General features: G+C 63.8%; 12 protein-coding genes and 1 pseudogene. 3 read left to right on the top strand and 10 right to left on the bottom strand.

The window, feature by feature from the left end; translation table 11 throughout:
• Positions 1-144 precede the first annotated feature (144 nt).
• A complete protein-coding gene (locus M2395_RS30225) occupies positions 145-828 on the bottom strand; it encodes an SDR family oxidoreductase (protein WP_015634032.1) in 684 nt (227 codons plus the stop codon).
• Between the two features lie 25 nt (positions 829-853).
• A pseudogene (locus tag M2395_RS30220) lies at positions 854-1,027 on the bottom strand (MerR family transcriptional regulator); the annotation flags it as partial.
• 110 nt (positions 1,028-1,137) lie between these two features.
• On the opposite strand from M2395_RS30220, the gene M2395_RS30215 reads away from it, so the two are divergent.
• Positions 1,138-1,569 carry a hypothetical protein gene (locus M2395_RS30215; RefSeq protein WP_015634034.1) on the top strand — a complete coding sequence of 144 codons (432 nt, stop codon included), beginning with the start codon at positions 1,138-1,140 and terminating at the stop codon, positions 1,567-1,569.
• Here M2395_RS30215 and M2395_RS30210 read toward each other — a convergent pair.
• From M2395_RS30210 to M2395_RS30180, 7 genes are all read right to left on the bottom strand, one after another.
• Positions 1,566-2,492, bottom strand: a complete 927-nt coding sequence (locus M2395_RS30210) for an ABC transporter permease (protein WP_011059095.1) — start codon at positions 2,490-2,492, stop codon at positions 1,566-1,568. The genes M2395_RS30215 and M2395_RS30210 overlap by 4 nt on opposite strands.
• Entirely contained in the window at positions 2,492-3,598 is a 1,107-nt protein-coding gene (locus M2395_RS30205; protein WP_053156213.1) for an ABC transporter permease, read from the bottom strand. Before M2395_RS30205 ends, M2395_RS30210 begins: the two co-directional genes overlap by 1 nt.
• Positions 3,599-3,609: 11 nt before the next feature.
• Positions 3,610-5,175: an ABC transporter ATP-binding protein gene (locus M2395_RS30200; protein ID WP_123431175.1), complete on the bottom strand. Its 1,566-nt coding sequence runs from the start codon at positions 5,173-5,175 to the stop codon at positions 3,610-3,612.
• 533 nt (positions 5,176-5,708) lie between these two features.
• Entirely contained in the window at positions 5,709-6,290 is a 582-nt protein-coding gene (locus tag M2395_RS30195; protein WP_077933298.1) for a YigZ family protein, read from the bottom strand.
• 5 nt (positions 6,291-6,295) lie between these two features.
• Positions 6,296-6,964, bottom strand: a complete 669-nt coding sequence (locus tag M2395_RS30190; RefSeq protein WP_011059099.1) for a TetR/AcrR family transcriptional regulator — start codon at positions 6,962-6,964, stop codon at positions 6,296-6,298.
• A gap of 87 nt (positions 6,965-7,051) precedes the next feature.
• On the bottom strand, positions 7,052-8,446 hold the full coding sequence (locus M2395_RS30185) for a uracil-xanthine permease family protein (protein ID WP_123431174.1): 1,395 nt from the start codon (positions 8,444-8,446) through the stop codon (positions 7,052-7,054).
• 130 nt (positions 8,447-8,576) lie between these two features.
• Complete coding sequence (locus M2395_RS30180; RefSeq protein WP_011059101.1) at positions 8,577-9,497, bottom strand: LysR family transcriptional regulator; 921 nt, start codon at positions 9,495-9,497, stop codon at positions 8,577-8,579.
• 125 nt (positions 9,498-9,622) lie between these two features.
• Here M2395_RS30180 and M2395_RS30175 point away from each other — a divergent pair, with 125 nt between their 5' ends.
• Positions 9,623-10,972 (top strand): aspartate aminotransferase family protein, encoded by a 1,350-nt coding sequence (locus M2395_RS30175; protein ID WP_011059102.1) that lies wholly within the window; start codon positions 9,623-9,625, stop codon positions 10,970-10,972.
• 73 nt (positions 10,973-11,045) lie between these two features.
• Entirely contained in the window at positions 11,046-12,539 is a 1,494-nt protein-coding gene (locus tag M2395_RS30170) for a CoA-acylating methylmalonate-semialdehyde dehydrogenase (RefSeq protein WP_011059103.1), read from the top strand.
• A gap of 102 nt (positions 12,540-12,641) precedes the next feature.
• On the opposite strand, the gene M2395_RS30165 is transcribed toward M2395_RS30170, so the two are convergent.
• The coding region (locus M2395_RS30165; protein WP_405046107.1) for a hypothetical protein at positions 12,642-12,869 on the bottom strand (228 nt) is incomplete at its 5' end.

The following is a 12,869-nucleotide window of genomic DNA, read 5'->3' as shown; positions in this document are numbered from 1 at the left end:
GCCCTGTCTGCTGATCCAGGGTCGCCGCAAGGGGCGAGGTGCGCAGTCTAGCGAAAGATTTGCCGGGGGACAAAACTTGCATTTTGCCCCCCGTTCCAGAGCCTTCGCTGGCCTGTGCAAGGGCTGCCCGGGGCAGCCGCGGCCTTACCAGGGGATGGTTTCGCCTTTGTAGTTGACGAAGTGATGACCGCCCTTGCCGGTGTAGGCATTGACCTGGGCGATCAGCCCGCGGGTGCTGGTCTGCACATCGATATCGGCGCCTTCGCCGCCCATGTCGGTCTTCACCCAGCCCGGGTGCAGCGAAAGCACGGTGAGCTTCTGCCCCAACTGGGTCACGAAGCTGTTGGTCATGGAGTTCAGCGCGGCCTTGCTGGCCTTGTACAGGGCCAGCTCCGGCGCGTCGGGCATGGTCACGCTGCCCAGCACCGAACTCATGAACGCCAGCACGCCGCTGTCCTTGCGGATCTGCCCGACAAAGCGCTGGGCCAGGTTGATCGGCGCCACCGCGTTGGTGAAGAACAACTGGCCGACTTCGGCCTGGGTCGCGTGGCCCGGCAGCTGGTTGTCCGGGCCCTTGACCCCGGCATTGACGAACAGCAGGTCGAACACCTGGTCCTTGAGCTTCTGGCTCAGGGCGATCACCGCTTGCTGATCGTCCATGTCCAGTTGCTCGATCTGCACCTTGCCCAGGGCTTGCAGCGCCTCGGCCTTGTGCGGGTTGCGCACGGTGGCGGTGACCTGCCAGCCGTCTTCCAGCAGGCGCTGGACCAGGCCGAGGCCCAGGCCCCGGGAGGCGCCGATGATCAGTGCGGTTTTTGCCGTGGACATGATGAGGTTCCTTGATAAGTGAGGATCACGGATTCAATGGACAGGCTTGCCCGAGCCGTTGTTGCAGCTCCTGGCGCAAGTGGCCCAATTCAGTGATGCGGGTTTCGATCAGGGTCAGTTTGTCTTGCAGCAGCCGGGTTACGGCCTGAACCGTATCGGCACTCTGCCACAGAGCGCCGACACTGCTGCCATTCCGCCCAGGCTTCGGCCTGTTCTCCAATGCGCATGTGCGGGCCTTGAAAGGGCTTGACCCTGGAGCATACTCGAGGCTTTAGCCTGCGCGCTCCTTGAATCTATGGAGCAGCATTTATGTGGACGAGCGAACAGTATCGAACATTGGTCCGGGCCAGCGGCTGGTACGACTTGCTGGTGACGTTGGCCTTCGTCACCCCCTGGAGTTTCATGGCTTTGCACGGGCTGATGCAGGGCTGGGCCCTGCACCTGCCGGGGAGCCTGCCGCCGTTCGAGCCGATGCACCTGCTGATGGCCAACCTGATGGGCTCGATTGTCTGTGTGTGGTCGGTGCTGCGGATTCGTGATCCGCAGCAGGCGTTTGGTCGTTATGACGCAGTGGGGCGCATCCTGTTTGCCACCTGGCAGGTGTATGCCTTGATGCACGGCGCTACGGCGTTGATCGGGGTGATTCTGTTTTTCGAGCTTGCCTGGTGCGTGGCGCAGTTGTGGCCGGTGAAAGACTTCTCCGGCAAGCCGGTGCCTGCGGGGGCCGTGGCGGTCATTTAGTGCCCCGCCTGCCACGGCTGGCCCAGGGACACCGGTGCGTACAGGCGGGTGCGCAAGGCGTCTCGGGACAACAGCACCAGCACCAGGATGGTCGCGGCATAGGGCAGCATCGCCAGCAGGTTGGAAGGAATCGCCAGGCCCAGGCCCTGGGCCACCAGGTGCAGGATGCTCGCCAGGCCGAACAGGTAGGCGCCGAGTAGCAGCCGCCACACCCGCCAGCTGGCGAACACCACCAGCGCCAGGGCGATCCAGCCGCGTCCGGCGCTCATGTTCTCGGCCCACATCGGGGTGTAGGCCAGGGACAGGTAGGCCCCGGCCAGCCCCGCCATGGCGCCGCCGAACAGCACCGCGAGTGCGCGCACCCGCAGTACCGGCAGGCCCATGGCGCTGGCGGCGTCGGGGTTCTCGCCGACAGCCTGGATGATCAGGCCGACCCGGCTTTTGAGAACCACCCAGGCCACCAGGGCGAACAGGGTGAAGGACAGGTACACCAGCAAATCCTGGGCGAACAGCATGCGGCCGATCAGCGGGATCTCGCTCAGCAGCGGCAGCGCCAGCGGTTCGAAGCCGGCCAGGGGCTTGCCGACCCAGGCCGCGCCGACAAAGCTCGACAGGCCGACCCCGAAGATCGTCAGCGCCAGCCCGGTAGCCACCTGGTTGGCGGTGAACACCAGGGCCACCAGGGCGAACAGCGCCGCCAGCAGCATTCCGGCGGCCATCGCCAGCAGCACCCCGAGCCACAAATGGCCGCTGTTGAGGGCGACGATAAAACCTATCACCGCGCCGAACAGCATCATGCCTTCCTGCCCCAGGTTGAGGACGCCGCTCTTTTCACAGATCAGTTCCCCCAGGGCCACCAGCAGCAGGGGGGTGCCGCAGCGGACCATGGCGTAGAGAATATTGCTCAGCAGATCGATATCCATCACAGGGCTCCGGCGGTAGCAGTGGCGCTGGCGTTGCGGCGCATCCAACGCAGGTTCAGGCGCGGGCGATAGAGAATCAGCACGTCGCTGGCCAGGAGGAAGAACAGCATCATTCCCTGGAACAGCTGGGTGATGGCCTGGGGCAGGTTGAGGCTCATCTGCGCGCTCTCGCCACCGATGTACAGCAACGCCATCAGCAGGCTGGAAAACACAATGCCGATGGGGTTCAGGCGGCCGAGAAAAGCCACGGTAATGGCCGCGTAGCCGTAGCCGGGAGACACCTGGGGCACCAGTTGGCCGATGGGGCCGGCGACTTCGCAGACCCCAGCCAGCCCTGCCAGCGCACCGCTGGTCAACAGCGCCAGCCAGACCAGGCGCTTCTGGCGAAAGCCGACGAAGCCGGCGGCACGCTGGTCCAGGCCGAGCACCCTGATCTGGAAGCCGACAAAGCTTTTCTGCAGCAGCACCCAGACCGCCACCAGGGCCAGCAGGGCGAAGTACACCCCGGCGTGGACCCGGCCGTCTTCCATCAGCAGCGGCAGGCGGCTGGCGTCGCCGAACATCGCCGATTCGGGAAAGTTGAACCCGGCGGGGTCTTTCAACGGGCCATGCACGCAGTACAGCAACAGGTTCAGGGCAATGTAGTTGAGCATGATGCTGGTGAGGATTTCGTTGGCGTTGAAGCGGGTGCGCAACCAGGCGGTGAGCCCGGCCCAGGCAGCCCCGGCCAGGGTTCCGGCAAGCAGGATCAGCACCAGCGCCCAGCGGCTTTGCAGTTCGATGAGATTGACCGCCAGGGCGCTGCCGACCAGGGCCCCGAGCAGCAATTGGCCCTCGGCGCCGATGTTCCACACCCGCGCCTGGTAGGCCACCGCCAGGCCCAGGGCACAGAGCAGGATAGGTAGCGCCTTGACCAGCAGTTCGGACACGCCATACAGGTCGCTGACCGGGGCGATCAGCAGGGTGTGCAAGGTCAGCCAGGGGTCATGCCCCAGTGTCATGAACAGCAGGGAACCGCAGCCCAGGGTCAGCAGCGCCGCCAGCAGTGGCGAGCACCAGAGCATCAGCCGCGACTGGCGGCCACGGGGTTCGAGTGAAAGCAGCATGGACAGCTCCGTTAAATCGCCAGGGCAGCGGGTGAGGGCAGGGAATCGGCGTGGCCGGCCATCCAGCCGCCAACCTCCACCAGCGAGGTGTCGGCGCAGGCCTTGAGGGGCGAAAGGCGTCCAGCGCACAGGGCCGCGAGGCGGTCGCTGATCTGGAACAGCTCGTCCAGGTCTTCGGAGATCACCAGGATCGCCGCGCCGGCATCGCGCAAGGCGATCAGTGCGCGGTGGATAGTGGCGGCGGCCCCTACATCCACGCCCCAGGTCGGGTGCGCGGCGATCAGCAGGCGAGGCTGCTGGAGAATCTCGCGGCCCAGGATGAATTTCTGCAGGTTGCCGCCGGACAGGCTGCGGGCCGGGCTCTGGGAACCGGCGCTCTTGACCCCGAAACGCTGGATGATGCGCTCGGCCAGTTCCCGCACTTTGCGTCGCTGGATCAGCCCGTGGCGCACCAGGCCCTGTTGAAAGGCGCTGAGCAGGGCGTTGTCCTCCAGGCTCAGTTCCGGCACCGCACCGTGGCCCAGGCGTTCGGCGGGAACGAAAGCCAGGCCGCGCTGGCGTCGGGCGTCGGGATACAGATGTGCCACGCCCTGGCCGGCGAAACAGATACGTTCGGCTTCGCCACGGGGCAGGCGCTGTTCACCGCTGAGCAGGGCCAGCAGTTCGTCCTGGCCATTGCCGGCGACTCCGGCGATGCCGACGATCTCGCCGCTGCGCAGGCGCAGGTCGATGTTCTTCAGTGAGCAGCCGAAAGGATCGGGGTTGTCCCAGCTGAGGTTGTCCAGGTGCAGAAAGTCGTTCGTGCCGCGGGCTTTCGGGTAGTCGGTGATCATCGCCGCCGCGTCCCCCACCATCAGCCGCGCCAGCTCGCGATCCGAGCACTGCGCCGGCCTGCAGTGCCCGGCCACCCGGCCCGCGCGCAGCACCGTGGCGCTGTGGCACAGGGCGCGCACCTCGGCGAGCTTGTGGCTGATGAACAGGATGCTGCAGCCTTCGTCGGCTAGCCGGCGCAGGGTGACGAACAGGTCGTCGGCCTCCTGCGGGGTCAGGACCGAGGTCGGCTCGTCGAGAATCAGCAGGCGGATGTCCTGCATCAGGCAGCGGACGATTTCCACCCGCTGGCGTTCGCCGATGGACAGGCTGTGCACCAGGCGCTGGGGTTCGAGGGCCATGCCGTAACGCTGGGAAACCTCGCGGATTCTGCCTTCCAGCTGGCTCGGCGTACCGGTGCCGGCGCCCATGGCCAGGGCAATGTTCTGCGCCACGCTGAGGGTTTCGAACAGCGAGAAATGCTGGAACACCATGCCGATCCCCAGGCTGCGTGCCTGGGCCGGGTTGTCGATGAGCTGGCGTCGTCCTTGCCAGAGCAGTTCCCCCGAATCGGCCTGGACCACCCCGTAGATGATCTTCATCAAGGTGCTTTTGCCGGCGCCGTTTTCGCCCAGCAACGCATGGATTTCACCCGCAGCGATGTTCAGGTCGATGGCGTCGTTGGCCAGGCAGCCGGGATAGCGTTTGCTGATCCGGCGCAGTTGCAGGCGTGGTGCCTGGCTGCTGGGTGCAGGGTGATTGGACATGACAGGCTCGGCTTCTGGGAGTTGTGCCTGTGGATAAAGCAATTTCCTGGCCAGTGGGTCAGGAAAGCCGGTGAAGCGCTCCCGGGCGGCATCCTGCCTGGCTGACAGGACCAGGGTCCTGGCACCACTTCGGGGCAAGGTGTTTGAAAAGGCGCTGTTTTTGTCCCCAGGCCGTTGCGCAGAAAATGATCAGTTGCCTGCAGACCCTGCGCAATCAGGGGCTGGAGCAGCCTTGCACGGGTTATCCACAGCTTGCTCCACAGTAATTGTGTGCAAGAGCGGCGCTTGGGCATCAGCACCACTGGCTTGCCCGTGAACTGCGATAAACCGGCTTAAGTGGCTGTTTCGCTGTGGAAAAAAGCTTCCTGGGGACGCTTTGGACAAAAAATGAACAAAGCCCGCAAAGCCACGTTGCAGAAGGGTTACAGCGCTATGTGCTCAGCTTATCCACAGTCGGGTGCACAGTAGATGTGGGCAAGTGCGCAAGGCTCAGGCGAGTTATGCACAAGGTGCTCCGGGCCGAGTTGGCGCGTTCAGCGCTGCAAGAGGATGCGTCCGCGGCTCAGGTCCGCCAGCTGTTGCTGCAGGGACTCGATCTGCCCTTCGCCCAGGGCCAGTTGCAGCTCCACGCCGTTGGCGGTGAAGTCTTCCTGGACCAGCAGCCCACCCAGTTCGGCAACCCGCAGCTTGACCAGCGCCAGTTCGCTGAAGCTGCAGGCGCAACGCAGCGGTACGCGGTTGACCAGGGCGATGCGCTCGGCGCCTTGCAGGCACTTGTTGGCGCCGCCGCCATAGGCTCGGGCCAGGCCGCCGGTGCCCAGCTGGATGCCGCCGTACCAGCGGATCACCAGCACCGCCACCTGGTCGCAGTCCTGGGCCTCGATGGCCGCGAGGATCGGTCGCCCGGCGGTGCCGCCGGGTTCACCGTCGTCGTTGCTGCGGTACTGGTCGGCGAGTTTCCACGCCCAGCAGTTATGCGAAGCGTTGAGGTCGCTGTACTGCTGGATGAAGGCTTGGGCCTCGGCCGCGCTGCTGATGGGCGCGGCAAAGGTGATGAAGCGGCTTTTGCGAATTTCCTCGCGGTATTCGCAAAGGCCGGCCAGGGTAAAGGGCATGGGGGTCAGTCTTTCAGTGCAGGTGTCAGGCCACAGCCTTTGAGGATGATGCGGATCAGGTTGTTGCCGGCGTCTTCCATGTCCTGCTTGGTCAGCCGGGTGCGCCCGGTGACGCGGCAGATCTGGGTGGCGAAATCGGCATAGTGCTGGGTGCTGCCCCACAGCAGGAAGATCAGGTGCACCGGGTCTACCGGGTCCATCTTGCCGGCGTCGATCCAGGCCTGGAACACCGCGGCGCGGCCCTGGAACCAGGCGCGGTAGTCCTGGCTGAAATACTCGCTCAGGCACTCGCCACCGCTGATGATCTCCATGGCGAAGATCCGCGAGGCTTGCGGCTGGCGGCGGGAGAATTCCATCTTGGCGCGGATGTAGCGGGTCAGGGCTTCGGCCGGATCATCTTCGGCGGTGAGGGTGTTGAAGGTGCTGTCCCAGAGTTCGAGGATGTTGCTCAGCACCGCGATGTACAGCCCCAGCTTGTTGGTGAAGTAGTAGTGCAGGTTGGCTTTGGGCAGGCCGGCCTTCTGCGCGATGGTGTTCATGCTGGTGCCTTTGAAACCGTGACGGGCGAACTCGTCCTCGGCGGCCTGGAGGATGGCCTCTTCATTCTTCTGCCGAATGCGGCTGGCGGGTTTGCCGGGGTGAGGAGCGCTGTGGGCGGGGACTTCAAAGGTCATGGAGGTTTCCGAGCAAGTCTGTGGGTGCAACCTGTGCGTTGATAGCGCACCCACGTGGATCAGACAAGCCTTGGCGCTACAAAAGCCTCAGTGGGCCCTCAGGGTGTCGTTTTCCGGAATCGGATTTGCGTCATTCGCCGCGCCCTTGCTTTCCGGCAACAGCAGGCTCATCAGCAAGGCGGTGAGGCCGCCGCTGGTGATCGCCGAATCGAACAGGTTCTGCACCACCTTGGGCAGCAGGTGCAGCAGGTTCGGTTGCGCGGCGATGCCCAGACCGACGCCGAACGAAGTGGCGATGATCAGCATGCTGCGCCGGTCCAGCGGGGCCTGGGCGAGGATCCGTACCCCGGCTGCGGCGACGCTGCCAAACATCACCAGGGTCGCACCGCCGAGTACCGGCTTGGGGATCTGTTGCAGCAGCGCGCCGATCAGCGGGAACAGGCCCAGGCAGAACAGGATCAGGCCGATGTACAGGCCGACGAAGCGGCTGGCCACACCGGTCAACTGAATCACCCCGTTGTTCTGGGCGAAGGTGGTGTTGGGGAAGGCGCTGAAGGTGGCGGCGATCATGCAACTGACGCCGTCCCCCAGGACCCCGCCCTTGAGCCGGCTTATATAGGAAGGGCCGCTGATGGGCTGGCGCGCCAGCATGCAGTTGGCGGTCAGATCTCCCACGGTTTCCAGGGTGCTGATCAGGTAGATCAGGGCTACGGGGATAAAGGCGCTCCAGTCGAAACTGAAGCCGTACCTGAAGGGCTGGGGCAGGCTGATCAACGGCAGGTCCGGCAGCGGCTGGGGCACCAGCTTGCCGCTGAACCAGGCCGCCAGGCTGCCCAGGGCCAGGCCGATGATGATGGCGCTGAGGCGCACCCACGGGGTGTTGCTGCGGTTGAGCAGAATGATGGTCAGCAGCACCAGCAGGCCCAGGCCGAGATTGCCCGGGGCGCCGAAGTCCGCGGCATTGAAGCCGCCGCCCAGGTCGGTGATGCCGACCTTGATCAGGCTGATGCCGATCAGGGTAATGACGATGCCGGTCACCAACGGGGTGATCACCCGGCGCAGTCGCCCGATAAAGCGGCTAAGGACGATCTGCACCAGCGCGCCGAAGAAACACACGCCGAAGATCATCGCCAGGATGTCTTCCGGGCTGCCGCCCCGTTGCTTGACCAGGAACCCCGCCGACAGTACGGCGCCGAGGAAGGCGAAGCTGGTGCCTTGCAGGCAGATCATGCCGGCCCCGATGCCCCAGGGGCGCCGGGCCTGGATAAAGGTGCCGACCCCGGAGACCATCAGCGCCATGCTGATCAGGTACGGCAGGTACGCCGAAAGGCCCAGGGCCGAACCAATCACCAGTGGTGGGGTGATGATGCCGACAAAGCTGGCCAGCACATGCTGCAGGGCCGCCAGCAGCGCGGGCAGCGGTTGCGGGCGGTCGTCGAGGCCGTAGATCAGTTCGCTGGGGCGGGAAGCATCTGGCTGCATGGCGTGGAGCTCGGGCTAGGGTTCAAGGTGCCGAGGTCTTTGCAAAAAGCTGTCCAGGTGCTCAGGTTATTTTTTCTGTTTTGCGGTGCGGGCCTTTGAATACCGGGCCTTGCTGGTGAGTGGAGACGCTCTAGCGGGTTGCCGCGAGGCTTTCCAGAAAGCTTTCGAGCACCAAATGAGGGCGCCGACCCTTGCGCGTGACCGATGCCAGGCTCAGGTCGTAGAAGCGTGACTTGGGCTTGAGGGCACGCAACCGGCCCTGCTGCACCCAGAGGCTGGCGTAGTGGTCCGGCAGGTAGCCGATGTAGCGGCCGGTGAGAATCAGGAAGGCCATGCCTTCCCGGTCGGATGCGCTGGCGGTGCAATTCAGCGCCTGGTAGTGGGCCTGGATCTCGGCCGGCAGGCGAAAGGTCGGGGCGATGGCGTCCTGGTCGTTGAGGCGCTGGTCGTCCAGTTGCCGGTCATCCACATAGAACAGCGGGTGGCCCACTGCGCAGTACAGCAGCGAGCGCTCGTCATACAGCGGCTGGTATTCCAGGCCGGGCAGGGCACTGGCCTGGGGCACCACGCCGACATGCAGGCGGCCGTCGAGCACCCCTTGCTCAACTTCGTTGGGGGCGATCATGCGGATCTGGATCTGCACGTCCGGGCCACGCTCCTTCAATTGCGCCAGGGCGTGGGTGATGCGCATGTGGGGCAGGGTCACCAGGTTGTCGGTGAGGCCGATGATCAATTCGCCGCGCAGGTGGCGGTGCAGGCCGTTGACCTCGGTACGGAAGCTTTCCAGGGCACTGAGCAGTTGCAGGGTCGACTGATAGACCTCGCGGCCCTCCTCGGTCAGGGAGAACCCGGCGCGCCCGCGCTGGCACAGGCGCAGGCCGACCCGTTGCTCCAGGTCGCTCATCTGCTGGCTGATGGCCGAGCGGCCGATGCCGAGCACGGTTTCCGCGGCGGAGAAACCACCGCACTCCACCACGCTGCGAAAGATCCGCAGCAGGCGGATATCAAAGTCGCTGACTTGCGCCAGCGGGTCGGCTCGACGGCTGCTCATAGTTTAGTAGATGCCAGACTGAAGGTTATTAAAGTTGGATTTCACCGACTTTATAGCCGTGGCAACTTAGCTGCAACAACGCTTTTCATTCCTACGCCGCTTCATTGCCTTGCGAGGTTTTGCTCATGAACATGCCGGAAACCGCCCCTCAGTCCCTGGCCAGCCAGCTCAAGCTCGACGCTCACTGGATGCCCTACACCGCCAACCGCAACTTCCAGCGCGACCCGCGCCTGATCGTCGGCGCCGAAGGCAGCTGGCTGGTGGACGACAAGGGCCGCAAGATCTATGACTCGCTGTCCGGTCTGTGGACCTGCGGTGCCGGTCACTCGCGCAAGGAGATCCAGGAAGCGGTCGCCAAGCAGTTGGGCACCCTGGACTATTCCCCAGGCTTCCAATACGGCCACCCGCTGTCGTTCCAGCTGGCCGAGAAGATCACCGACCTGACCCCGGGCAACCTGAACCACGTGTTCTTCACTGACTCCGGCTCCGAGTGCGCCGATACCGCAGTGAAGATGGTGCGCGCCTACTGGCGCCTGAAAGGCCAGTCGACCAAGACCAAGATGATCGGCCGTGCCCGTGGCTACCACGGGGTGAATATCGCCGGCACCAGCCTCGGTGGCGTCAACGGCAACCGCAAGCTGTTCGGCCAGGCGATGATGGATGTCGATCACCTGCCCCATACCCTGCTGGCCAGCAACGCTTATTCCCGTGGCATGCCGGAGCAGGGCGGTATCGCTCTGGCCGATGAGCTGCTGAAACTGATCGAACTGCATGACGCTTCCAACATTGCCGCGGTCTTCGTCGAGCCTCTGGCCGGCTCCGCTGGTGTGCTGGTGCCGCCACAGGGTTACCTCAAGCGCCTGCGGGAAATCTGCGACCAGCACAACATCCTGCTGGTGTTCGACGAAGTGATCACCGGCTTCGGCCGTACCGGTGCCATGTTCGGCGCTGACAGCTTCGGCGTGACGCCGGATCTGATGTGCGTGGCCAAGCAGGTCACCAACGGCGCGATCCCCATGGGCGCGGTGATTGCCAGCTCCGAGATCTATCAGACCTTCATGAACCAGGCGACACCTGAGTACGCAGTGGAATTCCCCCACGGCTACACCTACTCGGCGCATCCGGTGGCGTGCGCTGCGGGCCTGGCGGCACTGGACCTGCTGCAGAAGGAAAACCTGGTCCAGAGCGTGGCCGAGGTTGCCCCGCATTTCGAGAATGCACTGCACGGCATCAAGGGCACGAAGAACGTGATCGACATCCGTAACTTCGGCCTGGCTGGCGCGATCCAGATTGCACCCCGTGATGGCGATGCCATCGTGCGTCCGTTCGAGGCTGGCATGGCGTTGTGGAAAGCCGGCTTCTATGTGCGCTTCGGCGGCGACACCCTGCAGTTCGGCCCAACCTTCAACAGCAAGCCGCAGGACCTCGATCGCCTGTTCGACGCGGTTGGCGAAGTGCTGAGCAAGCTCGACTGATTCGATCCTTCTTATATAGAAGCAGGCGCGAAGTGTTTCGCGCCTGCGCTTTCCCTCTTTCAGGAGTCCCCGCATGAGTCTGATCCAACACCTGATCCACGGTGAGCTGGTAAGCGACAACGGTCGCAGCGCCGACGTATTCAACCCGTCCACCGGTCAGGCGATCCATAAAGTGCCGCTGGCCAGCCGTGAAACCATCCAGCAAGCCATCGACTCGGCCAAGTCGGCATTCCCGGCCTGGCGCAATACGCCACCGGCCAAGCGCGCCCAGGTGATGTTCCGCTTCAAGCAATTGCTGGAGCAGAACGAAGCCCGTATTGCCAAGCTGATCAGCGAAGAGCACGGCAAGACCCTGGAAGATGCTGCTGGCGAATTGAAGCGCGGTATCGAGAACGTGGAATACGCCTGCGCCGCGCCGGAAATCCTCAAGGGCGAGTACAGCCGTAACGTGGGCCCGAACATCGACGCCTGGTCCGACTTCCAGCCGCTGGGCGTAGTGGCCGGCATTACTCCGTTCAACTTCCCGGCCATGGTGCCGCTGTGGATGTATCCGCTGGCGATCGCCTGTGGCAACTGCTTCATCCTCAAGCCTTCTGAGCGTGATCCAAGCTCGACCCTGCTGATTGCCGAGCTGCTGCATGAAGCCGGCCTGCCCAAGGGCGTGCTGAACGTGGTTCACGGTGACAAAACTGCGGTGGACGCGCTGATCGAGGCACCGGAAGTCAAGGCGCTGAGTTTTGTCGGTTCGACGCCGATTGCCGAGTACATCTATGCCGAAGGCACCAAGCGCGGCAAGCGCGTTCAGGCTCTGGGCGGGGCGAAGAACCACGCGGTGCTGATGCCGGATGCCGATCTGGATAACGCCGTCAGTGCGTTGATGGGCGCGGCCTACGGTTCATGTGGTGAGCGTTGCATGGCGATCTCGGTAGCCGTGTGCGTGGGCGACCAGGTGGCCGATGCCCTGGTGGCCAAGCTGGTGCCACAGATCAAGGCGCTGAAGATTGGTGCCGGTACTTCCTGTGGCCTGGACATGGGGCCGCTGGTTACCGCCCAGGCGCGTGACAAGGTCAGTGGTTATGTAGAAGACGGCGTGGCCGCAGGTGCGCAACTGGTGGTGGACGGTCGTGGCCTGAGCGTGGCCGGTCATGAAGACGGCTTCTTCCTCGGTGGCTGCCTGTTCGACCGCGTTACCCCGCAGATGCGCATCTATAAGGAAGAGATCTTCGGGCCGGTGCTGTGCATCGTCCGGGTCAACAGCCTGGAGGAGGCCATGCAACTGATCAACGATCACGAGTACGGCAACGGTACCTGCATCTTTACCCGTGACGGTGAAGCGGCACGTCTGTTCTGCGACGAGATCGAAGTGGGCATGGTGGGCGTCAACGTGCCGCTGCCGGTACCTGTGGCCTACCACAGCTTCGGTGGCTGGAAGCGTTCACTGTTCGGTGACCTGCATGCCTACGGTCCCGATGGTGTGCGTTTCTATACCCGTCGCAAGGCGATCACCCAGCGCTGGCCGCAACGCGCCAGCCACGAAGCCTCGCAGTTCGCCTTCCCTAGCCTGTAAGAGTGAAGCGATAAAGGCCGGCCCCTTGGGGCCGGCCTTTGCTTTTATGGGCTTTTCTGACCGATATGACAGAATTATGAAAATAACTGTTGACGGCAGATTCTACAGGTCTATAATTCGCCCCACTTCCGGCGCAGTCGAAACGGAAAACTCCTTGAGATTCAACGAGTTACGCAGTTTTTGATAGCGGTTACGCTTCAGTTCATCGAAGCCAGAAGCAGTTGGTAAGGCAGTGAGTTTTCGCCTTATTAACGATTCGATCCTCTCGGTCGAAAGCGGTTGAAAAGAGGTGTTGACAGCAGCGTGTAACGCTGTAGAATTCGCCTCCCG

It is taken from the genome of Pseudomonas sp. BIGb0176, from assembly GCF_024810175.1.
Classification (GTDB): Bacteria; Pseudomonadota; Gammaproteobacteria; order Pseudomonadales; family Pseudomonadaceae; genus Aquipseudomonas; species Aquipseudomonas protegens.
Note: the sequence above shows the minus strand (reverse complement) of the source record. Positions and strands in the feature narration are given on the sequence as shown.

What these genes read in the sequence shown, in the direction of transcription:
- M2395_RS30225 (WP_015634032.1), bottom strand. Translation starts at nt 828, where the DNA reads ATGTCCACGGCAAAAACCGCACTGATCATCGGCGCCTCCCGGGGCCTG.
- M2395_RS30180 (WP_011059101.1), bottom strand. Translation starts at nt 9,497, where the DNA reads ATGAGCAGCCGTCGAGCCGACCCGCTGGCGCAAGTCAGCGACTTTGAT.
- M2395_RS30205 (WP_053156213.1), bottom strand. Translation starts at nt 3,598, where the DNA reads ATGCTGCTTTCACTCGAACCCCGTGGCCGCCAGTCGCGGCTGATGCTC.
- M2395_RS30210 (WP_011059095.1), bottom strand. Translation starts at nt 2,492, where the DNA reads ATGGATATCGATCTGCTGAGCAATATTCTCTACGCCATGGTCCGCTGC.
- M2395_RS30185 (WP_123431174.1), bottom strand. Translation starts at nt 8,446, where the DNA reads ATGCAGCCAGATGCTTCCCGCCCCAGCGAACTGATCTACGGCCTCGAC.
- M2395_RS30190 (WP_011059099.1), bottom strand. Translation starts at nt 6,964, where the DNA reads ATGACCTTTGAAGTCCCCGCCCACAGCGCTCCTCACCCCGGCAAACCC.
- M2395_RS30200 (WP_123431175.1), bottom strand. Translation starts at nt 5,175, where the DNA reads ATGTCCAATCACCCTGCACCCAGCAGCCAGGCACCACGCCTGCAACTG.
- M2395_RS30170 (WP_011059103.1), top strand. Translation starts at nt 11,046, where the DNA reads ATGAGTCTGATCCAACACCTGATCCACGGTGAGCTGGTAAGCGACAAC.
- M2395_RS30175 (WP_011059102.1), top strand. Translation starts at nt 9,623, where the DNA reads ATGAACATGCCGGAAACCGCCCCTCAGTCCCTGGCCAGCCAGCTCAAG.
- M2395_RS30195 (WP_077933298.1), bottom strand. Translation starts at nt 6,290, where the DNA reads ATGCCCTTTACCCTGGCCGGCCTTTGCGAATACCGCGAGGAAATTCGC.
- M2395_RS30215 (WP_015634034.1), top strand. Translation starts at nt 1,138, where the DNA reads ATGTGGACGAGCGAACAGTATCGAACATTGGTCCGGGCCAGCGGCTGG.